The sequence below is a fragment of the Kineococcus rubinsiae genome (genome assembly GCF_011839805.1).
GTDB lineage: Bacteria > Actinomycetota > Actinomycetes > Actinomycetales > Kineococcaceae > Kineococcus > Kineococcus rubinsiae.
The window spans coordinates 68,939-94,511 of record NZ_VWPY01000004.1 but is presented as its reverse complement, the minus strand read 5'-3'; the positions used below and the strand labels follow the sequence as shown (position 1 = coordinate 94,511).

Below are 25,573 nucleotides of genomic sequence, written 5' to 3'. Positions count from 1 at the left end.
CGTGCGACGACAGCTCCTGCCGGCCCTGCTGCTCCCCGCCGCCCTGCTCGCGGGGTGCTCCGGGAGCGACGACGCCCCGCCGGACCAGGACCTGAGCGCCCCGACGAGCGCCTCCGCCTCCGACGGCGGTGCGTCGGCGACCCCGTCGGCGGACGCCACCGTCGCCGCACCGCCCGAGGAGCCCATCGCCACGGTCCCCGGCGGTGAGCGCGGCATGGTCGTCGAGCTGTACGAGCTGGAGCGGTCCGGGAAGTCCGTGACCGCGACGATGGCCGTCACCAACGAGGCCCCCGAGGGCTTCCTGCTGGCCCGGCAGTTCGCCGCGACGGCCGAGGACGAGTACCTGGTGTCAGGCATCAGCCTGTTCGACCCCGCCGGGCTCAAGCGCTACCTCGTGCTGCGCGACACCGACGGCAACTGCCTCTGCAGCACCGTCGGCCTCGGCCAGCTCGAGCAGGGGGACCGCGTGTCCTTCACCGCGACCTTCCCCGCACCGCCGAGCGACGTCGACACGGTTACGGTCGAGACCCCGATGGGGGCTCTGCCGTCGGTCCCGATCTCGTGAGGCGGCGTCCGGCGCTGGTGTGCGCGGCGGTGCTCGCGGTGAGCTCCCTCGCCCCGGCCCCGGCGGGAGCCACGCCGGTCGGCGTCCGGGGAGAGGTCCTCGGCGTCGTCGCGACCGTGCTCGACGTGGCTCCCGAGGTCGTCGACGTCGCCGCCCGGACCGCCCAGGGCACCGAGATCGTCCTCGGCACCGACGTCCTCTTCGCGTTCGGCTCCGCCGAGCTGCCCGCGGGGACCGACGCGCTCCTCGCCGGGCTCCTCGAACGGGCGTCGGCGGCCCCCGGGCGCATCACCGTCGCCGGTCACACCGACGGCATCGGTGACGCCGCCTCCAACCAGGTGCTGTCGGAGCAGCGCGCCCGCGCCGTCGCCGACCGCATCGCGCTCCGCGTCGCCGGCGCCGCCGTCGAGAGCGTCGGGTTCGGGGAGACGCAGCCCCTGGTCCCCGAGGTCGACGCGGCCGGCGACGACGACCCCGCCGCGCGGGCCGCGAACCGGAGGGTCACGGTCGTCCTCGGCTCCTGAACCGGTCGGCGCGGCCCGCTCACCCCCTCGTCAGGAGGCGGACGGGACCTGCGCCCCGAGATCGCGCACCGCGGCGTCGAAGCGGTCCAGCACGAGCCGGACCAGCCCGGGGTGCGGGCCCATCGGTGCGGCGACCACGTCGGCGCCCGCGGCGGCCAGCCGGGCCGAGAACAGCTGTGGAGCGCGCCGGGCGTCCTCGTCACCCCGCACGTGGGCGGCAACACCAGCGCCTTCCGGCCGCGCGCCGTGGCGCTGCTGCGCGAGCAGCCGGCGCGTCTCGTCGGAGGCGAGGCGCCGCTCGACGTCGTCCGCCCGGCGGGGGAGCGGACCGGCCTCACCCCTGCTGGCCCAGGTTCGTGACGAGGTTGATGGCCACGGCGATCACCACCGTCCCGAAGAGGTAGGACAGCAGGGCGTGCCCGAGGGCCACCTTGCGCACCGGTGTGCTCCCCAGCTGGGTGTCCGGGACCGCGAAGCTCATCCCCACCGTGAACGCGAGGTAGGCGAAGTCGCTGTAGGCCGGGGATTCCCGCTGCCCGAAGTCGACCCCGCCGTCGGGCCCGTCGTAGTGCGTGCGCGCGTACTTCAGGGCGAAGACGGTGTTGACCAGCGCCCACGAGAGGATCACCACGAGGACGCCGAGCACCACGCTGGCCACGCCGACGGCGTCCTGCGCGGCGGAGCGGACGAGAGCCACCACGACGGCGGCGAGGCTCGCGACCGCCGCGCCCAGCACGACGGTGTCCGTGACCCGGGTCCGCCCCTCCTCCTCCGCCAGCCGCTCGGTCCCCCGCGCGTCGCGGGGCCAGCTGATGCGCCAGACCCAGACCAGCAGGGCGCCGGCCGCGAGGCACCAGCCGACGAGCACCGAGAGCTCGGGCGCCCCCGCGAGGACGGTCGCACCGCCGGCGACGAGGCCCGCACCCAGGCAGGTGATCAGGCGGCGCCACGACAGGATCGTGCCGCCCCGCACGGCGGGAGCCGAGGTCCCGCCCCCGGCCGTCACCGCCTGCTCCCGCCGCCGGAGGACGTGCACCGGCTCCGGCGCCGTCGCGGAGCCGGAGCCGGAGCCGGCCGCGGCCGGTCCGTCAGGCCCCGGGACGGAACACCGCGCGCACGCACCCGTCCTCCTTGTCCTTGAACATCCGGTAGCCCTTCGGTCCGTCGTCCAGCGACATGACGTGGGTCGCGAGGTGCTCGGTCCTCACCTCGTCCCGGCTCATCCGGTCGAGGATCTCGGGGACGTAGCGGTGCCCGTGCTGCTGGGCCCCGGTCAGGGTCAGCGCCTTGTTCATCACGGCCCCGAGGGGGAACTTGTCCACCAGGCCGGCGAACACGCCGAGCGTGAACACCGTCCCGCCCTTGCGGCAGGCGTAGATCGCCTCGCGCACCGCGGTGGGCCGGTCGCTCTGCAGCCGCAGCTGCTGCTTGACCTGGTCGTAGAGGTGCTGGGGGCCGGGGCGGTGCGCCTCCATCCCCACCGCCTCGATGCAGACGTCCGGACCCCGCCCCCCGGTCATCTCCCGCAGCTCGGCGGGGACGTCGGTGTCCGTGTAGTCCAGCGTCTCCGCCCCGACGTGGGTGCGGACCTGCTCGAGCCGGTTGTCGAACCGGTCGATCACCACGACGCGTTCGGCGCCCATGAGCGCGGCCGCGCGGGCGGCCATCTGCCCCACGCCACCCGCACCCCACACGGCCACGACGTCGCCGGGCTGGACCCCCGCCTGGTGCGCGCCCGTCCAGCCCGTGGGCGCGGCGTCGGAGGCGAACAGCGCCCGCTCGTCGGAGACGCCGTCGGGGATGGTGAACGCGCCCTGGTCGGCGTAGGGCACGCGGACGTAGCGCGCGTGGCTGCCCGCCCAGCCACCCAGGGCGTGGGAGTACCCGAAGCAGCCGCCGATGGACTGGCCCCACAGCGCCTCGGTGATCCCCGGGTTGGGGTTGGCGTTGTCGCACAACGACCACAGCCCCTGCCGGCAGTACCAGCACTGCCCGCAGGCGATGAAGGAGACGACGACCACGCGGTCGCCCACGTGGTGCTTCGTCACCCCGCGGCCGACCTCGACGACGGTGCCCATGAACTCGTGGCCGAGCACGTCCCCGGCGCGCATCGCCGGGACGTAGCCGCCCAGCAGGTGCAGGTCCGAGCCGCAGGTCACCGACAGGCCGACCTCGAGGATGACGTCGTGGTCGTTGAGGATCGTGGGTTCGGGGACGTCCTCGACCCCGACCTCGTTCACTCCGCGCCACGTCACCGCCTTCACCGCACACCTGCCCGGGGTGCGGCCTCGGTCCACTTCTCCAGCAGCACGCCGCCGGGGGTGGGTGTCCGCTCGCCGTGCGGGGCGGGATCCACCGCGAGTACCTCACCCACCTCGATGAGCTGCTTCGCCCGGCGCAGGGCCGAGCGCAGGTCCGCCTGCGGATCCCGGCCGCTGAGCCGCTGCGGGAGGGAACCCGCCGGCGGGCGCTCGCGCAGCCGCACCGCCAGCTCGGTGCCCTTCCCGCCGGCGGCCGGGCGGACGCGGACCTCGATCCGGTCGTCGAAGGCGGCCAGGGGGGCGGGCAGCAGGGTGGGGTCCACGTCCGTCACCGGGCGGAACAGGGTCACCGCGAGCCATCCGGACGCCGGCGACCCGCCGGCGGGCCGGTCCGAGGAGGGGGACACGACCGAGCGCACCCGGCGGACGACGCCGCCGCCGGTCCGGGCGGCCACGGAGGCCGCACCGCCGAGAGCGCCGCTCACGACCGGCCTCCCGCTCCGGCGGCCTGCGGGGCGCGGGCGAACTCCGCCACGATGCGCGCGCAGAACGCCGGCAGGTCCTGCGGTGACCGGCTCGTGGTCAGGTTGCCGTCGGTGACGACCTCCTCGTCGACCACCTCCGCGCCCGCGTTGCGCAGGTCGGTGCGCAGGCTGGGCCACGAGGTCAGCCGGCGACCGCGCACGACGTCGGCCTCGACGAGGGTCCACGGCCCGTGGCAGATCGAGGCGACCGGCTTGCCCGACCGCACGAAGTCGCGGACGAAGGCGACGGCCGCGGCGTCCGTCCGCAGCTTGTCCGGGTTGACCGTCCCCCCGGGCAGCAGCAGCGCGTCGTAGTCGTCGACCGAGGCGTCGCCGACGAGCCGGTCGACGGCGAACGTCCCGGCGTCGGCCAGGTCGTTCTCGCGCGCCTGCACCTCGCCCTCGCTGATCGAGAGGACGTCGGTGCGCGCGCCGGCGTCCTGCAGCGCCTGGCGCGGCTGCTCCAGCTCCACCCGTTCCACGCCGTCGGCTGCCAGGACGGCCACGCGTCGGCCGTCGAGAGTCGTTGCCATGTCACGCTCCTGTCGTCGGGTGCAGGACGACCTTGGTCCAGCCGTCGTCCCGCCGGTCGAAGTGCTCGTACGCCTGCGGCGCCTCCTCGAGCGGCAGCTCGTGGCTCACGATGAAGGACGGTTCGACCTTGCCGGCCGCGATGAGGTCGCGCAGCTGCCGGTTGTACTTCTTCACCGGCGCCTGACCGCTGCCGACGTGCTGGCCCTTGAACCAGAACGTGCCGTAGTCGAAGGCGACCTTGCCCTGCTTCGCGAGCTCGTCGTCCGCCCCCGGGTCCTGCGGCACGAAGACGCCGACGCTGCCGATCTTCCCGGTGAACCGCACCGAGGCCACCAGGCGGTTCAGCGTGAGGTTCGCCCGCTCCTGCCCGTCGGGTTCGTGCGCCTGGTAGCCGACGCACTCGCAACCGTTGTCGGCCCCGAGGCCCATCGTCTGCTCGAGGACGGCCTCGACCGGGTCGACCTTCGAGTCGTCGATCGCGATCGCCCCGATCGACTCGGCGAGGCGCAACCGGTCCGGCTGCCGGTCCACGACCATGACCTTGCCGGCCCCGCGCACGGTGGCCGAGAGGGCGGCCATCAACCCCACCGGGCCGGCGCCGTAGATCACCGTCTGGTCCCCGGGCTGGACGCCGGCGAGCTCCGTCGCGTGGTAGCCGGTGGGGAAGATGTCCGCGAGCATCACGTAGTCGGTCTGGCGCTCCTCGGCGTCCTCCCCGAGGCGCAGGCAGTTGAAGTCGCCCCAGGGCACGCGCAGCAGTTCGGCCTGCCCCCCGCCGTACGGGCCCATGTCAGCGAACCCGTACGCCGCACCGGCCATGGCCGGTTCCGGCTGCGCGGTCAGGCAGTAGTTCGTGAGCTGGCGCTCGCAGTTCTTGCAGTGCCCGCAGGCGATGTTGAACGGCAGGACGACCCAGTCGCCCACCCGCACCTTGTCGACGCCCTCGCCGGTCTCGACGACCTGGCCCAGGTTCTCGTGCCCGAACCAGCGACCGGGTTCGAAGTCGGTCCGGCCCTCGTACATGTGCAGGTCCGACCCGCAGATGTTCGCCGAGGTGACCCGGACCAGGACGTCGGTCGCGCGTTCGATCCGCGCGTCCGGTACGTCCTTGACGCTGACCTGCCGCGGCGCCTCGTAGACCACAGCCTTCACGATGCCTCCTCGTCCGAGTCCCCTCCCCGCCTCCGGGTCGGGCAGGGCCCGCAGTCAACCCGCCGCCGTCCGCGTCCGGTATCGGCAGGACTGCCGATACCGGTCCTGCACCAGGTGCGTGCACGGGTGGAGGTGGCGGCGCCCACGCGGTATCACTGGGGGCGGTCACCGTCGCAGCGGGTCCAGCAGGTGGCGCAGCGCGGCAGGGCCGGCCCGCTCCGGCGGTGACCCCGAGGGGGCGCGCGTGCACCCGCACCGAGAGGCAGAGCTGCTGGCCGAGACCGCCGCGTCGGCGGGGACCACCGCGGAGCGCGGGCGGGCCATGCTCGAGGTCCTGCGCCGGGTGGTGCCCTTCGACGGGGCCTTCCTGACGTTCGCCGATCCCCTGGGCGAGGGGTACCACCACCTCGTCGCCGTGGACCTGGACGATCCGACCGTCACCTTCCTCGGCGGCCCGCAGGTGGCGCGCGACATCGAGCTCACCGGGACCGACCGGGAGCGTCCGCCGCTGGGCCCCTCCGACCTGCCCTACGCCGCCGACGAGCTCCCGACGTGGGCGGAGTGCCTCATCCCCGCCGGCATCCACGAGGGCCTGGGGGTGGCCCTCTTCGCCCGCGGCCGCCGACACGTCGGCCACCTCGCCGTGCTGTCGGGCAGCCGGCAGCCCCCGTCGGCGCTCAGCCGCCGGCGCCTGTCGCAGCTGGCGCCGGTCGTCGCCCGCGGGATCGATCCGATGGCGTCGCTGGTCGCCGCCGCCCGTCTGGTCCGCGGCGCCCGGGCCGCCATCGTGCTCCGCGCCGACGGTGGCTGCCAGGAGCTCCCGGGCCTGCCGGCGGACCGTGTCCTGGGGTCGGGTTCGCCGGTGGTCGCGGCTGCGCGGGAGCGCGCCGTCAGGGGTGACGTCTGCTCGTCCTTCCTCTGGCCGCTGGGCGGTGCGCACGCCCCGGACGGGCACGTCCGCGTGACCGTCCTGGCCGCTCCCGAGGACGTGCCCGCGGGCCTGAGCGCGGTGGTCCTGCTGTCACCGGCGACCGGGCTGCGCGGCCTGACCCCGCGGGAGCTGGAGGTGCTCGGGTTCCTGGTCGAGGGGTGCTCCAACCAGGACATCGCCGCCGCGCTCGTCGTGGCTCCGCGGACCGTGGCGACCCACCTCGAGCACGTGCTCGACAAGCTGTCGGCGCCGACGAGGACGCTCGCCGCGGTGCGCGCCGAGCGCGAGGGCCTCTACGTCCCCGCCCCCTGCGGCGGCCGGGTGGCCCTGCGGGAGGCGGCCGCCCGGGTGTGAGGCGGCGGGGCACCTCCTCCGCCCGGCCCTCAGGAGGCCGGCACGGTCTGCGGTGCGAGCTGGGCCACGGCCGTGTCGAAGCGGTCCAGCACGAGCCGGACCAGGCCGGGGTGGGGGCCCATCGGTGCGGCGACCACGTCGGCGCCCGCGGCGGCCAGCCGGGCCGAGAACACGCCGGGGGCGAGCAGGTAGCCGGCCACGGCGACCCGGGACGCGCCCGCGGCCCGCGCCGCGGCGACCGCCTCGGGCACGGTCGGGGTCTGCGCCGAGAGGAACCCCGACGTCACGGGGCGGCCGAGGCGCCGGCCCAGGGAGGCGACGGCGGCGTCGACGTCCGCTGCGGCGCGCGCGTCGGAGGACCCGGCCGCGGCGAGGACGACGGCGCCGTCGAAGTCGGCCAGCGGGGAGCCCAGCGCCTGCTCGAGGCGGTCCACCACCACGTCGGTCACGGCGTCGCCGGGCCCGAGGGCGGGGGCGGCTACCGCGTGAGGTCCATTGTCCCGCAGCGCGTCGGCGATGTCGACGCGCACGTGGTAACCGCTGGACAGCAGCAGGGGGACGACCACCGAGGTGCGTCCGGCGGCGGTCAGCGCGGCCAGGACCGCGCCCAGCTCGGGTTCCTGCACGTCGACGTGCGCGGCGTGGACCTCCAGGCCGGGCCGGGCGCGGCGGACCGCGGCACGCAGCTCCTCGACGACCTCGCGGCCGGCGGCGGAGCGGGTGCCGTGGGAGCAGGCGACGAGGACGGGGTCGTTCACGCGGGGACCTCCACGTCGAGCCGGTACCCCCGCTTGACGAGGGTCTTGACCAGGTCGGCGCTCGGCAGCGCCGTGCGCAGCCGGGCGACGGTGACCTCCACGGCGTGCAGGTCACCGCCGGTCGGCAGCACCGCGAGCAGCTCCTCGCGCGTCACCACGGAGCCCCGGGCCTGTGCGAGGCGGCGCAGCACGGCGAGGGGGCCGGGGGCGAGCTCGAGCACGGTGTCGGCGAGCACCGCGGCCTGCGCCCGCACGACGAGCGTCCCCTGCCGGGTGCGCAGGCAGGCCTGCGGGTGCTCCGCGAGGTGGGCCGTGAGGGTGCGCAGCAGGGCGCCCAGGCGCCAGCGGTCCGGGATGAGCGGTTCGATCCCCTCCGCGCGCAGCGGTTCCGCGGTCACGTCGCCCACGGCGCAGGCCACCACGCCGCCGTCGCGCATCCCGGCCACCAGCTCGTCGAGGCGTCCCGCGGCGCGGCCCGCGGCCAGCAGGGCGACGGCGCCGGGGGCGCTCGTGAACGTGACGGCGTCGAGGCGGCGCGTGGCGACGAGGTCCACGAGGCGGTCGACGGCGGCCGGGTCGTCCGGCGGCAGCCACCGGTAGACCGACACGCCCCGCACGCGGGCGCCGGCCGCGACGAGCGGCGCGAGCTGGTCCTCGTCCGCCGCCCCGTGCAGCTGCACCACGACCGAGCGCCCGGCGACGCCCTCGGACACCATGTGCTGCACCGCCTCCGCGGTCTGCTCCGAGGCCGCCGACCACGCCTCGCGCAGCCCGTTGGCGCGGATGACGCCCGTCGCCTTGGGGCCGCGGGCGATGAGCCGCGCGCGGGAGAACGTCTCCAGCAGCGGCCCGGCCAGCCCCGCGGCGTCGGCGGCCTCCACCCACCCGCGCAGCCCGATGCCCGTGGTGACCAGCACGTCGTCCGGCGGGTCGTCGATGACGTCGCGGGTGTCCGCGACGAGCTTCTCGTCCTCGGTCAGCGGGACGATGCGCATGGTGGGCGCGTGCACGACGAGGGCGCCCTTGCGCTCGAACGTGGCGATCATGTCGCCGGAGCGGCGGTCGCTCGTGACGCCGATCGTGACGCCGAGCAGCGGGCGGACGTCGTTCGCGGTGGGCGGGGACTCGGTGGTGGGCTCGCTCACGAGACGTGACGGTAGAGGTCTCCGGGGTCGCGGGCGACGTGGTCCCCGCGGTCGGGGGCGGGCACCGGGGCGCTCGCGGGCCCCAGGACCGCCGCCAGGTCCACCACGGCCCCGACGACGACGACGGCCGGGTTGCGGACCCCCGCGGCCGCGGCGACGTCGGCGATGCGGTCCAGGCGGGCCGTGGTCGTGCGCTGCCGGGGCGACCAGCCGTCCTCGACGACGGCGACGGGGGTCGACGGGTCCTTGCCGTGGGCCAGGAGCCCCGCCGCGATCGAGGGGAGCATCGAGACGCCCATGAGGACGACCAGCGTCCCGTCGAGGCGGGCCAGGGTGGCGTGGTCGAGCGCGTCGCGGCCGTCCTCGCTGTGGCCGCTGGTCACGGTGACCGAGCGGGCGGTGCCGCGGTGGGTCACCGGGATGCCGGCCGCGGCGGGCACGGAGAACGCCGAGGTGACGCCGGGCACCACCTCGACGGCGACGCCGGCCGCGCGGCACGCCGCGACCTCCTCGCCGCCGCGGCCGAGCACGTAGGAGTCGCCGCCCTTGAGGCGCACGACGGTGCGCCCGGCCTGCGCGGCCTCGACGAGGATCCGGTTGATCTCGTGCTGCGGCACCGGGTGGTGGTCCGGGGTCTTGCCCACGTCGACGACCTCGACGTCCTCGCCCAGCTCGGCGAGGACGGCCGTGGGGGCGAGGCGGTCGACCACGACGAGGTCGGCCTCGCCAGGCGCCGCCGCCCGCGCACGGTCAGCAGGTCCACCTCGCCGGGCCCGCCGCCCACGAGGACCACGCGCCCGGGGCCGGGCCGCCGGCGGCGCAGGGGAGCGGCGCCGGAGTCCAGCCACCGCCCCAGCGCGACGCGGAGCGAGCGGGCGCGGCGGGGGTCACCGCCGGCGCTGACGGACACCGTGACGCCGTCGCGGCGGACGACCGACGGCGTCCACGCTGCGGACGCCTCGGCGTCGTCGGCGCGCACGCACCACGTGCGCTGCGCGTCCGCGGCGGCCGCGAGGGCGCCGTCCACGAGCGGGTCGCCCGTCGCGGTGTGCACCAGCCACGCGCCCAGGACGTCGGCGGCGACCGCCTCGCGGGCCTCCCAGGTCAGCCGGGGCAGCAGGTCGCGCAGGTCCTCGCAGACCTGGGGGGCGACCACGAGCACGTCGGCCCCGGCGTCGACGAGGTCTCGCGCGCGGCGGGCGGCCACGGGCCCGCCCCCCGCCACGAGGACGCGCCGGCCCGCGAGGTCCAGGTGCAGCGGGTAGGGGTTCCTCACGACGCGCTCCCGGTGAGCTGCACGCTGACGGTCCCGTCGGCGTCCACGGTGGCGGCGTGCACCGCGAGGGCGGGCTGGTCGCCGGTCGAGCCGCCCGTCGCCAGGTCGAAGGCGTTCAGGTGCAGCGGGCACACGACGACGCCCTCGTCGATCTGCCCGTCGGCCAGCGGACCCCCCGCGTGCGGGCAGCGCGCCTGCGTGGCGCTGACCCGGCCGCTGCGGTGGCGGAACACGGCGACCTGCTCGCCGGCCACGACGTACGCGCGGCCCTCGCCGACGGGGATCTCCGCCAGCGGGCAGACCCGGTGGCTGGTCGTGGTGGCGCTCACCGCGCGACCTCCGAGATGGCCAGGCCGCCGGGAGCCCCCGCGGGGCGCCGCGGCACCAGCGGCAGGTCGACCAGCGGCAGGGAGGAGCGGAACTGCCCGGGCGTGACGGGCTCCGCACCCTCCTGCCACGGGTCGCGGTAGGCGTCGACGGTCTGCTGCATCCGCTCGTCCAGACCCGCCACGAGGCCGTCGCTGTCGTCGACGAGGACGGCCCGCACGCGCTCCAGCCCGAGCCGCGGGACGAACTCGTACGTGCGCTCCAGCCAGTTGCCCCACTCGCGGTAGAACTGGATGAACCGGCCCGTCAGCGCCAGCACCTCCTCGGGGGAGTCCACCGTCGCGAGCAGGTCGCCCTTGCGCACCGACGCCCCTGCCGCACCGCCCACGTAGACCTCCCAGCGGCCTGAACCCACGGCGACCACGCCCACGTCCTTCACGTACGCCTCGGCGCAGTTGCGGGGGCAGCCCACCACCGCGAGCTTGAGCTTCGCGGGGGTCTCGACGCCCTGGAAGCGGGTCTCGATGTCGATGCCCAGCTTCGTCGAGTCGCCCAGGCCGAAGCGGCAGAAGTCGGTTCCCACGCAGGTCTTCACAGTGCGGAAGCTCTTGCCGTAGGCGTAGCCCGAGGGCATCCCCAGGTCCGCCCACACCTTCGGCAGGTCCTCCTTCCGGATCCCCAGCAGGTCGATGCGCTGCCCGCCCGTCACCTTGATCATGCCGACGTCGTACTTGTCGGCGACGTCCGCGATCCGGCGCAGCTGGTCGGCACTCGTGACGCCGCCCTTCATCTGCGGGACCACGGAGAACGTCCCGTCGCGCTGGATGTTGGCGTGCACGCGGTCGTTGATGAACCGGCCGTCGCGCTCCTCCTCGTCCAGGCCCTCGGGCCACATCATCCGCAGCAGCGAGGTGAGCCCCATCTTCGACTTCGCGTCCTCGGCGCCGCCCGGCGCGAGCTCCCGGAACACCGCAGAGACGGACTTCAGCCGGCGCTCGCGGATCGCGGTCATCAGCTCCGGCTTGGCCAGCGGAACTCCCGGGACGTACCACGAGGCGGACTCGTCGACGGCGAGGTCGCCGCCCGCGGCCCACTGCACGACCTGCTCCACGAGCGTCTTGCAGGACCCGCAGCCCTTGCCCGCGCGGGTCTTCGCCATGACGGCGCCGACCGTCGAGCAGCCGTCGGCGACGGCCCCGGCGATCGTGCCCTTGCTGACGCCGTTGCAGTTGCAGACCTGCGCGTCGTCGGCCAGCTCCGCGACGCCCACGTCGTCGGAGGGCGCGCCGAGGTCGAACAGCAGCGCCATCCGCTCCTGCGGCAGCGGCAGCCCCTGGTCGAAGGCCTGGGTGAGGAACGCCGTCTTGCGCACGTCGCCGAGCAGCGTGGCGCCGACGAGCCGCTCGTCGCGCACGACGACGTTGAGGTAGATCCCGCGGGAGGGCTCGGAGAAGACGACGAACTCGTCGCCGTCGCGCTCGGGCCCGGCCAGGCCCATCGCCACGAGGTCGACACCCGCGACCTTGAGCTTCGTCGACGTCCGGGTGCCGTGGTACTCCGCGTCCGGGCGCGTCCCCGTGAGGTGGTCGGCCAGCACGCCGGCCTGCTCCCACAGCGGGGCGACGAGCCCGTACGTCTGGCCGCGGTGCTGCACGCACTCGCCCACGGCGTAGACGCCGTCCGCAGGCCCCTCGTCGCCGTCCTCGCCGCTGCTGCAGCGCATCCGGTCGTCCACGACGATGCCGCGCTGGACGTCCAGGCCGGAGCGCACCGCGACGTCGACGTTGGGGCGGATGCCGGCCGCCACCACGACGAGGTCCGCGGGCAGGACCGTCCCGTCGGGCAGCTCCACACCCGTGACGCGGTCGGTGCCGCGCAGGCCCTTCGTCCGGACCCCGGTGTGGACCCGGATGCCGAGCGCCTCGATGCGCCCGCGCAGCACGCGGCCCGCCTCGGGGCCGAGCTGCTGGTTCATGAGGTGGCTGGGGGAGTGCACGAGGTCGACCTCGACCCCGTGGGTCGCGAGCCCGTGTGCGGCCTCGAGGCCGAGCAGCCCGCCGCCGATGACGACCGCCCTGCGGTGCACCTTGGCGGAGTTCAGCAGCGCCCGCGCGTCGTCGAGGGTGCGGAACCCGAACACCCCGTCGAGCATCGTCCCGTCGTCGCGGTGCATGCCCTCCATGGCGGGGAAGAACGGCGAGGAACCCGTCGCGATCAGCAGGACGTCGTAGGGCGTGCGGCCGCCGTCGGCGTCGTGCACGACCTTGGCGAAGCGGTCGACGCGGTCGACCCGGACCCCGGCCCGCAGGTCGATGCCGTTCTCGGCGTACCAGGGCAGGGAGTTCAGGAAGATCCCGTCCTCGTCCTCCTCCCCGGACAGCACGTGCGACAGCATGATCCGGTTGTAGTTGCCGTACGGCTCGTCGCCGAACATCGTGATGGCGAACTGGTCGCGCCCCCCGCGCTCGAGGAGCTCCTCGACCGCGCGGGCGCCGGCCATGCCGTTGCCGACGACGACGAGGCGACGGCGGTGTGCGCGCTGCACGGGCAGCTGCGCGGTGCCCGTCTGCGTGCCTGAGCTGGTGAGCGTCACGGGTTCAGACCTCCACGAGTCCCAGGTCGACGACGACGGTGCCGCTGACCCCCTCCGGGGCCGCGACGCGCAGCTCCAGGGTGGAGGGCGCCTCGACGTCCTCCACGATGCGCAGCGGCACGTGGACGGCCCCCTTGGCCGCGATGGGGAACCACCGCATGGCCACCCCGTCGCGCAGCAGCACGACCGAGACCATCTCGTCGCAGGAGTTGCCGCCGCGGAAGTACACGGCTTGCGCGCGCGCCCCGTCGGGCACGGTGTAGCCGTCGAGGCCGGCCAGGGGCACGAGCTTCTCGAGCCCGGCGCCGGTGAACGGGTGGGCCCCCTGCAGGAAGCGGGCAGTGGTCATCGGGTCTCTCCTGGTCTCGGGGCGGCGCTGGTCTCGGGGGTCGCGCGGCGGGGTCAGATGCTGGTGCCGGCGAACCGGGTGGCCAGGCCCCGCACGTAGACGGCCCACGTGACGAGGGCGCACACGGCGTAGAAGCCGATGAACACGACCAGCGCGGGGACGAGCGAGCCGTAGTCGGTGATCGAGTTCGCGAACACGCGGGGGACGATGAACCCGCCGTAGGCGCCGATGCCCGCGGCGATGCCGATGCAGGCCGCGGCCTGCCGCTTGGCCATCGTCATCGCCACCGGGTCCGCGTGGTCGACGCCGGCCCGGAAGATGGCCGGGATCATCCGGTAGACCGAGCCGTTGCCCACCCCGCTGGCGATGAACAGCAGCAGGAAGGAGGCGAAGAAGAACGCGAAGCTGCGCACCGACAGCGCCGCGATGACCCCCACCGCGCCCAGCGCCATGACGCCGTAGGCCGCGATGCTGACGCGGGCGCCGGAGACGCGGTCGGCCAGGCGGCCGCCGTAGGGGCGGGCCATGGACCCGACGAGCGCGCCGAGGAAGGCCAGCGTCAGCGGCACCTGGGCGAAGCCGATGAAGCCCCAGTCGAAGACGACGTCCGGGAACTGGCTCTTGATGAGGGTGGGGAAGACGCCCGCGTACCCGATGAAGGAGCCGAAGGTGCCGATGTAGAGGAACGACACGATCCAGGTGCTGCGGTTGCGCACGGCCGCGGCGTAGCCGGAGAAGTCGGCGCGGGCGCTGGACAGGTTGTCCATCCACCGCCAGGCCAGCACGGCGGCGATGAGGGCCAGCGGGATGATGACGAGCCCCGCGCGGTCGAGGGCGAAGCCCCCGCCGACGACGATGATGATCGGGATGGCGAGCTGGACCACGGCGACGCCGAGGTTCCCGCCGGCCGCGTTCAGGCCCAGCGCCGCGCCCTTCTCCCGCTCGGGGAAGAAGAAGGAGATGTTGGCCATGCTGGAGGCGAAGTTGCCGCCGCCGACGCCGGCCGTGGCCGCCACGAGGACCAGCAGCCAGAACGGGGTGTCCGGGCGCTGCACCACGACCGCGAGGCCCACGCACGGCACGACGAGCAGGAGCGCCGACACGATCGTCCAGTTGCGCCCGCCGAAGCGGGGCACCGCGAAGGTGTAGGGGAAGCGCAGCGTCGCGCCCACGAGGTTGGGGATGGCGATGAGCCAGAACTGCTGGTCCGGGGTGAGCGTGAAGCCGGCCTTGGCCAGCTGCGGCGTCACGATGGTCCAGAGCTGCCAGACGGAGAAGCCTAGGAACTCGGCGAAGATCGACAGCCAGAGGTTGCGGCGGGCGGCGGGCCGCCCGGTGGACGCCCACTGCGCCGAGTCCTCCGGGTCGTACTGGTCGATCCAGCGTCCGCGGCGGGGGACGGTGATCGTCCCGGGCGGGGCGTCGCGGTCGGTGCTGACGGCCATGGTGTGGTCTCCTCGGGCAGCGGGGGTCAGCGAGGCGGTGCAGCGGGCGTCGCGAACGCTAGGCAGGGCGCGTTACAGCGGGTGACCCCCACCGTTGCGGCGGTGTGACGATGTCCTCTCCGGGTCCCGCCGGCGGTGAGAGGTGCCCGCACCCGCGGCGCAACACGGGGGAAACGACCCGGCAACCGCGGCCCCGTCTACTGTGCGCGTGAACGCTGCGAGGGGTCCCGGGAGCGAGGCTCTCACGCAGGTCAAGAGCGCCTGCTCCTACTGCGGCGTCGGCTGCGGGATGGTGCTGGACGTGGCGGTCGACCCCGCCACCGGCCGGCGCCGGGTCGCGGGCGTGACGGGAGACCGCTCTCACCCCACCAACGCGGGCCGCCTCTGCACCAAGGGCGCGACGAGCGCGGAGGTCCTCACGGCGCCCGGGCGGGCCACGACCGCCCTGGTGCGCGAGGAGCGCGGAGCAGCGCCGACCCCGGTCGCGGTCGACGACGCGGTCGAGCGGGTGGCCCGCCGCTTCCGCGAGCTCGCCGCCGAGCACGGCCCGGACGCCGTCGCCGTCTACGTCTCCGGGCAGATGTCGCTGGAGGCGCAGTACCTCGCGACCAAGCTGACGAAGGGGTTCCTCGGCACCCACCAGCTCGAGTCGAACTCGCGCCTGTGCATGGCCAGCGCCGGGACGGGCTACAAGCAGTCCCTGGGCTCCGACGCGCCCCCCGGCTCCTACGACGACTTCGACGCGGCCGACGTCTTCCTGGTCAGCGGCGCGAACATGGCCGACTGCCACCCGATCCTCTTCCTGCGCATGATGGACCGGGTCAGGGCCGGGGCGAAGCTGATCGTCGTCGACCCGCGGCGGACCGCGACGGCGGAGGCGGCCGACCTCTTCCTGCAGGTGCGGCCGGGCACCGACCTGGCGCTGCTGAACGGGCTCCTGCACCTGCTGGCCGCGGGCGGGCACCTGGACGAGGAGTTCATCGCGAGCTCCACGCAGGGCTGGGAGCACCTGCCGGCCCTGCTGGCCGAGTACCCGCCCGACGTCGTGGCCGGCATCACCGGCCTGGCCGAGGCCGACCTGCGGCGGGCGGCCGAGCTCATCGGCGGCGCGGAGAACTGGATGAGCTGCTGGACGATGGGGCTGAACCAGAGCACCCACGGCGTCTGGAACACCAACGCCCTCGTCAACCTGCACCTGGCCACGGGCGCGATCTGCCGGCGGGGCAGCGGCCCCTTCTCCCTCACGGGACAGCCGAACGCCATGGGCGGGCGGGACATGGGCTACATGGGCCCCGGGCTGCCCGGCCAGCGCGTGGTCACCGACGCGGCGGACCGCGCCTTCACCGAGGAGCTGTGGGACCTGGCGCCGGGGATGCTGCGCACCGACGTCAGCTCCGGGACGGTCGACCTGTTCTCCCGCATGGCGTCGGGGGAGGTCAAGGCGTGCTGGATCATCTGCACCAACCCCGTCGCGTCGGTGCCGAACCGCTCCACCGTCGTCGCCGGCCTGGAGGCCTGCGAGTTCGTCGTCGTGCAGGACGCCTTCGCCGACACGGAGACGACCGCCTACGCCGACGTGCTGCTCCCCGCGGCCCTGTGGGCGGAGTCGGAGCAGGTCTCGATCAACTCCGAGCGCACCCTCACGCTGCTGCAGCAGGCCGCCGACCCCGTCGGGGACGCCCTGGCGGACTGGGAGCTCATCGCGCGCGTGGCGCGGGCCATGGGCTTCGGCGAGCACTTCGCGCACGCGAGCGCCGCCGAGGTGTTCGACGAGCTGCGCGCCTTCGCCAACCCGCGCACGGGCTACGACCTGCGCGGGGTCGACCACGAGCGGCTGCGCCGCGGCCCCGTGCAGTGGCCCGCGCCGCCGGACGACGGCGCCGACCGCCACCCCGTGCGCTACCTCAACGACGGGGTGAGTCGGGACCTCCTCGTCCACCCCGACGGCACCGTGCCCGCGCTGGCCTTCGCGACTCCCTCGGGGCGGGCGGTGTTCCACGCACGCCCGCACCTGCCGCCGGCGGAGATGCCGGACGACGACTTCCCCTTCGTCCTGAACACGGGCCGCCTGCCGCACCAGTGGCACACCCTGACCAAGACCGGGAAGGTCGCCAAGCTCAACCGGCTGAACCCCGGGCCGTTCGTCGAGGTCCACCCCGACGACGCGGCGCGCCTGGCGATCGGCGAGGGCGACCGCGTCGAGGTCGCCTCCCGGCGCGGCCGGGCGGTGCTCCCGGCGCGCGTGTCCGACCGGGTGGCCCCGGGCAGCTGCTTCGCGCCGTTCCACTGGAGCGACCTCTTCGGCGAGGACCTCGCGGTGAACGCCGTCACCAACGACGCCGTGGACCCCGTGTCCTTCCAGCCCGAGCTGAAGGTCTGCGCCGTCACCCTGACGCGCGTCGCCGCGGCCGTCCCCGCGCCCCGGACGCCGAGCGCCGACGTCCTGGTGGCCACGGGACCGCCCGCCCTGGACGCCGCGCAGACCCGCTACCTCGGGGGCTTCCTGCACGCCCTCGAGCAGCGCCCGCACGGGGTGCCCGTGCTGCCGGCCTCCGCCCCCTTCGACGCCGACGCCCGGGCCTGGCTCGACGGCTACCTCGCGGGCCTGACCTCGCGGGTGCCGGACGCCCCGGCGGCGGCCGCGCCGGACGTCCTCGTGGCCTGGGCCTCGCAGACCGGCACCGCCGAGGAGCACGCGGCGGCGGTGGCGGCGACGCTGCAGGAGGCGGGGATCGGGGTCGACCTCGTCGCGATGGACGCGCTGGAGCCCGCGCGGGTGGCCGCGGCCGGCACGGTGCTCGCGGTGACCAGCACGTTCGGCGACGGGGGAGCCCCCGACAACGGCGAGGCGTTCTGGTCGGCCCTCGCGGCCGACGGCGCCCCGCGCCTGCCGGGCACGCGGTTCGCGGTCCTGGCGCTGGGCGACTCCAGCTACTCGGAGTTCTGCGGGCACGGACGCCGCCTGGACGGCCGCCTCGCCGAGCTCGGCGGCAGCCGCCTGCTCGAGCGCGTCGACTGCGAACCGGGGGAGGAGGACAAGGTGGAGCAGTGGGGCGAGCGGGTGCTCGCGCTCCTCGCGGCCGCACCGGCCTCGTCCCGCGAGGCCGCCCCGTCCCCTGGGACCACCACCCCGGTCGTGCCCGCGCAGGCCCGCCGGCCCCCGGCGTTCGGGCGTGCGAACCCCTACGCGAGCCAGGTCGTGCGCAACGTCCGGCTGAACGCCCCCGGGTCGTCGAAGGAGGTCCGGCAGGTCGGCTTCGCCCGCACCGCGGAGTTCGCCCACGCGGCCGGCGACTCCCTCGGCGTGTGGCCCGTGAACGACCCCGCCGCCGTCGCGGAGTTCCTGCAGCTCACGGGCATCGACCCGGAGCAGGCGACGACCCTGCCGGACGGTGCGACGGCCGACTGGCGCACGGCCGCGACGCACCACCTGGAGCTGCTGCGCCCGTCGGCGGAGTTCCTGCGCCTGGTGGCCGCCCGCACGCGCGACGACGAGCTGTCCCGCGTGCTCGCGGGCACCCCGGCCGACGTCGCGGCCTGGACCTGGGGACGGCAGACCCTCGACGTGCTGCACCGGTACCCCGCCCGCGCCGAGCCGGCCGAGTGGCGCAACGCGCTGAAGCCGCTGCAGCCGCGGCAGTACTCGATCTCGTCGGCCCCCGAGGCCCACCCCGACGAGGTGCAGCTCACGGTGTCCACCGTGCGCTTCGGGGCCCCGGAGCGCCGCCGCCACGGCGTCTGCTCCGCCTTCCTCGCCGACCGCGCGGACGGGACGGACGTCCGGGTGTTCCTGCAGCCCTCCCCGTCGTTCCGCCCGCCGGCCGACCCGGACGCGCCGCTGGTGATGATCGGCCCCGGCACGGGCGTCGCGCCGTTCCGGGCGTTCCTGCAGCACCGCCGCGCGCACGGCCACCGCGGCCCGAACTGGCTGTTCTTCGGCGAGCGCAGCTCGCAGACCGACTGGTACTACCGCGACGAGTTCGAGGCGCACCGCGAGGACGGCCTGCTGACGCGGCTCAGCCTGGCGTTCTCCCGCGACCAGCCCCAGAAGGTCTACGTCCAGGACCGGATGCGCCAGCACGGCGCGCAGCTGTGGGAGTGGATCGCGGACGGCGCCTGCGTCTACGTGTGCGGCGACGCCTCGCGCATGGCCAGGGACGTCGACGCGGCGCTGCGCGAGGTCGTCGCGACGCACGGCGGGCTGTCGGCGGACGACGCGGCCGAGCACGTGCGCGAGCTCGCCCGCGCGAAGCGCTACGTCCGCGACGTCTACTGAGGCGCACCTCTCAGCTCTCCCGCCGGCCTGAGAGGTGGAGTTCACGGGACGGGTCGGCCGGCGCAACACCGCGGGAACCTCCCGGGCGCAGAGTCGGAGCACCCCCTGGCCGTCACCCCCGTCGGCGGCAGGAGCCGACCCCTCCGGAGGCGTTCGTGGCCCACCTCTTCAGCCCGCTGACCATCAAGGACGTCACCCTGCGCAACCGCATCGGGATGTCGCCGATGACCATGTACCGCTCGGTGGACGGGAAGATGGACGACTTCCACCTCATGTACCTGGGCGCCCGCGCGTCCGGGGGTTTCGGGCTGGTGTTCCCCGAGCAGGTGGCGATCGCCCCCGAGGGCCGGACCACGGTGCACTGCGCGGGCATCTACGACGACGACCAGGTCGAGGGGCACGCCCGCGTCACGGCCATGGTCAGGGGCATGGAGGCGGTCGCCGGCATCCAGCTCGGGCACACGGGCCGCAACGGCAGCGAGGTGCCGCCGTGGGAGGGCGGGTTGCAGCTGCCGCCGGAGCACCCGGACGGCTGGCAGGTCTCCGGTCCCTCCGACGTGCCCTACGGCTGCGGCAAGCGGCCCTACCCCGTGCACGCCCTCACGGTGCCGGAGATCAAGGCCCTGCACCGCAGCTACGCCGACGCCGCCCGCCGCTCCCTGGACGCCGGCTACGAGTGGCTGGAGATGCACTTCGCCCACGGCTACCTGGCGTCGAGCTTCTTCTCCCCGCTGGCCAACCACCGCACCGACGCCTACGGCGGCTCGCTGGAGAACCGCGCCCGGTTCCTGCTCGAGGCGCTCGACGCGGTGCGCGAGGTCTGGCCCGAGCGGCTGCCCCTGACGATGCGCCTGGGCACGGACGACTTCCACCCCGACGGCGTCACGTTCGAGGAGTCCATCACCGCGATCGGCTGGATGAAGGAGCACGGCCTCGACCTGGCGGACATCAGCCAGGGCGGGAACACCGACGAGATGACCGACCCGATCTGGAACGACCCGAGCGCCTGGGTCGAGCGGGCGGCCCGGCTCAAGCGCGAGGTGGGCATCCCGGTCACGACCAGCTGGAACCTCGGGGTCCCCGCGAACGCCGACGCCGCGATCCGCTCGGGCGCGCTGGACCTCGTGCTGCTGGGCCGGCCGGCGCTGGCCAACCCGCACTGGCCCGTGTGGGCCGCGCGGGAGCTGGGGACGACGGAACCCTTCGACCTCGTCCCGCGCGACTGGGGCTTCTGGCTGCAGAACTTCCGCGGCCACGGCCCGAGCGTCGGGTGGCCCGTCGCCGAGGAGCCGCAGGTGGTTCGGCTGCCGGCGCAGGCCTCGCCGGCCTCCGTCGCGGCGGGGAGCCTGCTGGACGCCTGAGCCCCGCCGCGGGGCCGGGTGGGACGCTGGGGGAGTGCTCATCGACCTGCTCGGCCCGCTGCGGGTGCGCGACGGCGCCGGGGCCGAGGTCCCCGTCGCCGGGGCGCGGCTGCGCCGGCTGCTGGCCGAGCTGGCGCTGAACGTCGGCCGGCCCGTCTCGACGGGTCTGCTGGAGGACGTCCTCTGGGCCGGGGAACCGCCCGCGGGGGCGGGCGCCCTGCAGTCGCTCGTGTCGCGGCTGCGGCGCGTCCTCGGCTCGCCCGCCACCGTCGGCGCGGGACCGGCCGGGTACCTGCTGGCGCTGGACCCCGACGCCGTGGACGTCCCGCGGTTCGAGCGCGGGTGCGCGCGCGGGCGGGACCTGCTGCGCGCGGGGGACGCGGAGCGGGCCGCCGGAGAGCTCGCGGCCGCCCTGGCCCTCTGGCGCGGCCCCCTCGACGAGATCGCCGGTTCCCCTGCAACGCAGCGGCTCGAGGGGCTGCGCCGGGACGCCCTCGCCGACCGGGCCGAGGCGGACCTCCGGCGCGGTCGCACCGACGGCCTGCCCGCGGAGCTGGCGGAGCTGCTGCGCGAGGACCCGCTGCAGGAGCGGTTCGCCGCGCTGCGGGTCCGCGCCCTGCACGCCGCCGGGCGCGACGCCGAGGCGCTGGCCGCCTACGAGGAGACCCGTCGCGTGCTCGCCGAGGAGCTCGGCGCGGACCCGTCGCCGGCGCTGCGGGCCGCGCACCTCGAGGTCCTGCAGGGCCCGGTCAGGCCGCCGGAGCGGGCGCCGGTGCCCGCGCTGACGACCTTCGTGGGCCGCGACGCCGACCTGGAGCGCGTGCGGGCGCTGACCGCCACCGCCCGCTGCGTGACGGTCGTCGGACCGGGTGGGGCGGGCAAGACGCGGCTCTCGGAGGAGCTGGCGCGCACCCTGGGCCCGGCGGTGCCCGTGCACGTCGTCCCGCTCGCGCCCGTGGCCGAGGGCGGCGACGTCCTGGCCGCCGTGGTGGCCGCCGTCGGCGCCCGCGACACCGGCCGCGACCACCGCGGTCCGCGCACCGACGCCGCCGATCCGCTCACCCGCCTCGTCGGGGCGCTGGCGGCCGGGCCGTCGCTGCTGGTGCTGGACAACTGCGAGCACGTCCTGGACGACACGGCCGTGCTCGTCGAGGACCTGCTGCGCCGCTGCGCCGCGCTCACCGTCCTGACCACCAGCCGGGAGGCGCTGGGCGTCGAGGGGGAGGTCCTGCACCCCCTCGGGCCGCTGCGCCCGCCCGTCCCCGGCGCGGACCCCGACACCGTGCGCCGCAACGCCGCGGTCCAGCTGTTCACCGACCGGGCCGCGGCCGTGTCCCCGGGGTTCGCGCTCACCGCGGACAACGCCGCCCTCGTCACCGACCTCGTCCGCCGCCTCGACGGGCTGCCGCTGGCGCTGGAGCTCGCGGCCGCCCGGCTGCGGACCACCTCGCTCGCGGAGCTGAACAGCCGGCTCTCCGACCGTTTCCGGCTGCTGACGGGCGGCCGGCGCACCGCGGTGGCCCGCCACCGCACGCTGCGGGCCGTCGTGGACTGGAGCTGGGACCTGCTCGACGAGCCGGAGCGCGAAGTGCTGCAGCGCCTCTCGGTGTTCCGCGCCCCCGTGAGCGTCGAGGCCGCCGCGGCCGTGAGCCGCGACGTCGGCGACGAGGCGGTCGTGGCGGACGTCCTGGCCTCGCTGACCGAGAAGTCGCTCCTGCAGCTGCGTCCCGCCCCGCGCCCCGGCGCGCCCGACCGCCACGCGCTGCTGGAGACCATCCGCGAGTACGGCGCGGAGCGGCTCGCCGCCGCCGGCCGCGTCGAGGAGGTGCGGGCGGCGCGGACGGAATGGGCGACGGCGGTGGGTGCCGCGGCCTCCCTCGGACTGCGCGGGGAGGAGCAGATCGCCTGGTCGCAGCGCCTCGACGCCGAGTCCGAGGACCTGCTGGCCGCCCTGCGCGAGCTCGCCGCGCAGGGCCGCGTGGAGCCGGCGCTGCAGCTCGCGCTGCCCGTGGCGGTGTGGTGGACGGCGCTGGGCCGCCACCCCCTGGCCCGCGACTGGCTCGGGACCGCCCTGTCGGCCGCGGACGTCCGGCCCGGCGACGAGGCCGTCGTGCGCGCCCGCTCGTCGCTGCTCGTGGCGGAGGCGCTCGAGCTCGTGAACCGGTCGGTGACGAGCGAGCCGGGCGGTCCCGAGGGTCCGTCGGTGGAGGACGTCTCAAGCGTGGTGGCGCAGCTGCGGGAGGTCCGGCGCCACGACCCCTCGCCGCTCGTCGTCCTCGTCACGGAGGTCCTGACGATGTTCTCCGCGGGCCGGCCGTGGTCGCAGGACGCCCTGCCGCCGCCGGAGCCGCCGGACCTCGAGGGGGCCGACCCCTGGCTGCGGGCGCTGTACGACCTCGTGCGGGGCTTCGCGGCCGAGAACCTGGGCCGGATCGAGCTCATGGCCGCCTCCGCCGCGAGCGCGGAGCGGTTCTTCCGCGCGGCGGGGGAGAGCTGGGGCCTGTCGGGGGCGCTGCGCCTGCAGGGTCAGGCCCAGGTCTACGCGGGGGAGCTCGTGGAGGCGGTCGCGTCCTTCGCGGAGGCCGCGGACCTCGCGGCGCGCTTCGACGCCGTCGACGACGAGGTGCAGGTGCGCATGCGCCTGGTCGACGTCCTCGTCCGGCTGGGCCGCGCGGAGGAGGAGGCCGCGCAGATGCTGCTGATGCGGCGCCTCGCGCCGCTGGCGGCGGCCCAGACGCGGACGTGGCTGGCGATGGCCGAGGTGTCCGCGGCGCGCCGGGAGGGCCGCCACGACGACGCCCGCGCGCTCGCGGCCGCGCAGGCCGAGGTGCTCGCCCGCCGGCCGGGGTCGGCCGTCGTCTTCGACCACGAGCGCGCCACCCTCCAGACGACGCTCGCGCACGTCCACCTGGACGGTGGGGAGGTCGCGGCCGCCGGTGCGCTGCTGCAGGAGGCCTGGGACACCGCCCGCGGCACGGGGGACATGCCCGTCGTGGCGGGCACGGCGATCGCCGTCGCGCGGTGGTGCGCCGCGGCCGGCGACCCGGTGCGGGCCGCCGAGGTCCTGGGGGCCGCCGCCGTCGTCCGCGGCGCCGACGACCCGGGCGACCCCGAGGTGCGGCGGCTGCGGGAGCACCTCGAGCGCGAGCTCGGCGAGGACGGGTTCGCACCGGCCTTCGCCCGGGGGGCGGGCCTCGACCGCGTGGCCGCGATCGAGCTCGCCGCTCCCGCCCCCGTCTCCTCCGCCGTCGTCTCCTCCGCCGTCGCGGAACCGGTCTGAGCCGGCCGCGGGCTCAGGCGCGGCGGTTGTAGGCCCGCAGCGCCAGGGGGACGAACACCGCGAGGAACACCGCGATCCAGCCGCCCGTCCAGGCGAGGTCGGACGCGACCGGGCCGCCGAGCAGCAGACCGCGCACGACCCCGACGAGGTGGGTGATCGGGTTGACCTCGACGAAGTGCTGCAGCCACCCCGGCATCGTCGAGGAGTCCACGAACACGCTGCTGCCGAAGCTCAGCGGGAGCACGAGCAGGAACATGAAGCCCTGCACCGCACCGGGGGTGCGCACCAGCATCCCGACGAGGACGGACAGCCAGCAGAACGACAGCGCGAACGCCATCGACACCCCGAGCGCCGCGAGCAGCTCCACCGGACCGGTCTGGACGCGGAAGCCGATGAGGAACGCGAAACCCATGAGGAAGCAGAACAGGATGAGGTAGCGCACGACGTCGGCCAGCACCGCGCCCACCAGGGGCGCCGAGCGGCTGATGGGCAGGGACCGGAACCGGTCGAAGACGCCCTTGGAGATGTCGGTGTTGAGGTTCACGCCCAGCGACACCCCGGCCAGGGCGATCGACTGGCCGAGCAGGCCGGGCACCAGGTACTGCAGGTAGGACGTGCGGTCCCCGCCCCCCAGCGCGCCGCCGAAGATGTAGGTGAACAGCACCAGGAAGATGACGGGCTGGATCGTCACGTCGATTAGGGCCTCGGGCGTGCGGGCGGTCTTGACCAGGCTGCGCCCGGCGAGGGCGAGCGCGTGCCGCAGCGGGCGCAGCGGTCCGGCTGCCGCGGGGGCGGCGACGTCGACGGGCGTGGGGGCGGGTCGTTCGGCGATCGTGGTCATGCGGCCACCTCCTGGTCGTTCGCGAGCGGTTGGGGTCCGGTCTGGGTGAGGGCCGAGAACACCTCGTCGAGGGTCGGCAGGTGCAGCGAGAGCTCGCCGACGACGACGCCGCGGGCCGCGAGCCCGGCGACGGCCGCGGTCACGGCCTCGTCGTCGACGACGGGCACCGAGGAACCCCCGGCGGGCAGCGCGACGGGTTCCTCGCCGCTGATCGCGGCGAGCAGCTCGGCGACCTGGGCGCGCTGCGCGGGGTCGGCGGGGGTGACGCTGAGGGTGCGGTTCCCCGCCTGGCGCTTGAGCCCCAGGGGGGTGTCGTGGGCGATGACGCGGCCGTGGTCGATGACGGTGATCTCGTCGGCCAGCTGGTCGGCCTCCTCCAGGTACTGCGTGGTGAGCAGCACCGTGGAACCCTCGGCGACCAGCGAGCGCACGACGGTCCACATGTCCTCCCGCTTGGCCGGGTCGAGGCCGGTGGTGGGTTCGTCGAGGAACACGACGGCGGGGCGGCCGACCAGCGAGGCCGCGAGGTCCAGGCGCCGCCGCATGCCGCCGGAGTAGGTGCCGGCCCGGCGGCCACCGGCCTCGGCGAGGTCGAACCACTCGAGGAGCTCCGCGGCGCGGCGGCGGGCGTCGCGCCCGGAGAGGTCGAGGAGGCGGCCGATGAGCACGAGGTTCTGCACGCCCGTGAGGTCCTCGTCGACCGAGGCGTACTGCCCGGTCAGGCCGATGGTCCGGCGCACGGAGGCGGCGTCGCGGACGACGTCGAAGCCGCCGATGCGGGCGGAGCCGGCGTCGGGGCGCAGGAGGGTGGCGAGGATGCGGACGGCCGTCGTCTTCCCGGCGCCGTTGGGGCCGAGGACGCCGAGGACGCGGCCCTGGCCGACGCGCAGGTCGACCCCGTCGAGGGCCTGGGTGGTGCCGAAGCGCTTGCGCAGCCCTTCGGCTTCGATCGCGTAGTCCGTGGTGGGGGGCATGCGAGGAGGTTCGCGGGGCGGGCTGGCGCGGCGCTGTCACGCCGCTGGCACGGGCTGGCGTGCGCCGGCGGAGCCGTGCCCCGACGCCCTCGACGTCGCCCTC

General features: G+C 75.5%; 20 protein-coding genes and 1 pseudogene. 6 read left to right on the top strand and 15 right to left on the bottom strand.

The window, feature by feature from the left end; all coding sequences use genetic code 11:
• Position 1 precedes the first annotated feature (1 nt).
• Both F1544_RS26130 and F1544_RS25210 read left to right on the top strand, forming a co-directional pair.
• Positions 2-565 carry a hypothetical protein gene (locus tag F1544_RS26130; protein ID WP_167582434.1) on the top strand — a complete coding sequence of 188 codons (564 nt, stop codon included), beginning with the start codon at positions 2-4 and terminating at the stop codon, positions 563-565.
• 38 nt (positions 566-603) lie between these two features.
• A complete protein-coding gene (locus F1544_RS25210; protein ID WP_167582432.1) occupies positions 604-1,089 on the top strand; it encodes an OmpA family protein in 486 nt (161 codons plus the stop codon).
• A gap of 30 nt (positions 1,090-1,119) precedes the next feature.
• On the opposite strand, the gene F1544_RS04265 is transcribed toward F1544_RS25210, so the two are convergent.
• The 6 genes from F1544_RS04265 to F1544_RS04240 all read right to left on the bottom strand — a co-directional run bounded on the left by F1544_RS04265 (position 1,120) and on the right by F1544_RS04240 (position 5,560).
• On the bottom strand, positions 1,120-1,299 hold the full coding sequence (locus F1544_RS04265) for a hypothetical protein (protein ID WP_167582430.1): 180 nt from the start codon (positions 1,297-1,299) through the stop codon (positions 1,120-1,122).
• A 124-nt stretch (positions 1,300-1,423) separates the two neighbouring features.
• Entirely contained in the window at positions 1,424-2,095 is a 672-nt protein-coding gene (locus F1544_RS04260; protein ID WP_208971261.1) for a DUF1345 domain-containing protein, read from the bottom strand.
• 82 nt (positions 2,096-2,177) lie between these two features.
• Complete coding sequence (locus F1544_RS26125; RefSeq protein ID WP_167582426.1) at positions 2,178-3,353, bottom strand: zinc-dependent alcohol dehydrogenase; 1,176 nt, start codon at positions 3,351-3,353, stop codon at positions 2,178-2,180.
• A complete protein-coding gene (locus F1544_RS04250; RefSeq protein ID WP_167582424.1) occupies positions 3,350-3,835 on the bottom strand; it encodes a hypothetical protein in 486 nt (161 codons plus the stop codon). The genes F1544_RS26125 and F1544_RS04250 overlap by 4 nt, the downstream gene beginning before the upstream one ends.
• Entirely contained in the window at positions 3,832-4,407 is a 576-nt protein-coding gene (locus F1544_RS04245; protein WP_167582422.1) for a type 1 glutamine amidotransferase domain-containing protein, read from the bottom strand. The genes F1544_RS04250 and F1544_RS04245 overlap by 4 nt, the downstream gene beginning before the upstream one ends.
• Position 4,408: 1 nt before the next feature.
• Positions 4,409-5,560 (bottom strand): glutathione-independent formaldehyde dehydrogenase, encoded by a 1,152-nt coding sequence (locus F1544_RS04240; protein ID WP_167582420.1) that lies wholly within the window; start codon positions 5,558-5,560, stop codon positions 4,409-4,411.
• Between the two features lie 244 nt (positions 5,561-5,804).
• On the opposite strand from F1544_RS04240, the gene F1544_RS25720 reads away from it, so the two are divergent.
• Entirely contained in the window at positions 5,805-6,845 is a 1,041-nt protein-coding gene (locus F1544_RS25720; protein WP_308469873.1) for a helix-turn-helix transcriptional regulator, read from the top strand.
• Between the two features lie 29 nt (positions 6,846-6,874).
• Here the strand turns inward: F1544_RS25720 and F1544_RS26120 are convergent, their stop codons facing one another.
• From F1544_RS26120 to F1544_RS04200, 7 genes and pseudogenes are all read right to left on the bottom strand, one after another.
• Positions 6,875-7,603 carry a sirohydrochlorin chelatase gene (locus tag F1544_RS26120; protein ID WP_167582418.1) on the bottom strand — a complete coding sequence of 243 codons (729 nt, stop codon included), beginning with the start codon at positions 7,601-7,603 and terminating at the stop codon, positions 6,875-6,877.
• On the bottom strand, positions 7,600-8,748 hold the full coding sequence (locus tag F1544_RS04225) for a uroporphyrinogen-III synthase (protein WP_167582416.1): 1,149 nt from the start codon (positions 8,746-8,748) through the stop codon (positions 7,600-7,602). The genes F1544_RS26120 and F1544_RS04225 overlap by 4 nt, the downstream gene beginning before the upstream one ends.
• Positions 8,745-10,024: pseudogene (gene cobA, locus F1544_RS26785) on the bottom strand (uroporphyrinogen-III C-methyltransferase). Before cobA ends, F1544_RS04225 begins: the two are co-directional and overlap by 4 nt.
• Positions 10,021-10,353, bottom strand: a complete 333-nt coding sequence (locus F1544_RS04215; RefSeq protein ID WP_167582414.1) for a Rieske (2Fe-2S) protein — start codon at positions 10,351-10,353, stop codon at positions 10,021-10,023. The pseudogene cobA and the gene F1544_RS04215 overlap by 4 nt, the downstream one beginning before the upstream one ends.
• On the bottom strand, positions 10,350-12,896 hold the full coding sequence (gene nirB, locus F1544_RS04210; RefSeq protein WP_373368055.1) for a nitrite reductase large subunit NirB: 2,547 nt from the start codon (positions 12,894-12,896) through the stop codon (positions 10,350-10,352). The genes F1544_RS04215 and nirB overlap by 4 nt, the downstream gene beginning before the upstream one ends.
• Positions 12,897-12,948: 52 nt before the next feature.
• Positions 12,949-13,293: a molybdopterin oxidoreductase gene (locus F1544_RS04205; protein ID WP_167582409.1), complete on the bottom strand. Its 345-nt coding sequence runs from the start codon at positions 13,291-13,293 to the stop codon at positions 12,949-12,951.
• A gap of 53 nt (positions 13,294-13,346) precedes the next feature.
• Positions 13,347-14,738, bottom strand: a complete 1,392-nt coding sequence (locus F1544_RS04200) for an MFS transporter (protein ID WP_167582407.1) — start codon at positions 14,736-14,738, stop codon at positions 13,347-13,349.
• A gap of 208 nt (positions 14,739-14,946) precedes the next feature.
• Between F1544_RS04200 and F1544_RS26115 the strand changes: the two genes are divergently transcribed.
• From F1544_RS26115 to F1544_RS04185, 3 genes are all read left to right on the top strand, one after another.
• The gene (locus tag F1544_RS26115) at positions 14,947-19,014 is read left to right on the top strand and encodes a bifunctional nitrate reductase/sulfite reductase flavoprotein subunit alpha (protein WP_308469871.1); all 4,068 of its coding nucleotides are present in this window, start codon (positions 14,947-14,949) and stop codon (positions 19,012-19,014) included.
• 155 nt (positions 19,015-19,169) lie between these two features.
• Positions 19,170-20,375 (top strand): NADH:flavin oxidoreductase/NADH oxidase, encoded by a 1,206-nt coding sequence (locus F1544_RS04190; protein WP_308469870.1) that lies wholly within the window; start codon positions 19,170-19,172, stop codon positions 20,373-20,375.
• A gap of 34 nt (positions 20,376-20,409) precedes the next feature.
• A complete protein-coding gene (locus F1544_RS04185) occupies positions 20,410-23,655 on the top strand; it encodes an AfsR/SARP family transcriptional regulator (protein ID WP_167582405.1) in 3,246 nt (1,081 codons plus the stop codon).
• A 13-nt stretch (positions 23,656-23,668) separates the two neighbouring features.
• Here F1544_RS04185 and F1544_RS04180 read toward each other — a convergent pair whose 3' ends face one another.
• Both F1544_RS04180 and F1544_RS04175 read right to left on the bottom strand, forming a co-directional pair.
• Positions 23,669-24,496, bottom strand: a complete 828-nt coding sequence (locus F1544_RS04180; RefSeq protein WP_167582403.1) for an ABC transporter permease — start codon at positions 24,494-24,496, stop codon at positions 23,669-23,671.
• Positions 24,493-25,470 (bottom strand): ATP-binding cassette domain-containing protein, encoded by a 978-nt coding sequence (locus F1544_RS04175; protein WP_167582401.1) that lies wholly within the window; start codon positions 25,468-25,470, stop codon positions 24,493-24,495. Before F1544_RS04175 ends, F1544_RS04180 begins: the two co-directional genes overlap by 4 nt.
• Positions 25,471-25,573 lie beyond the last annotated feature (103 nt).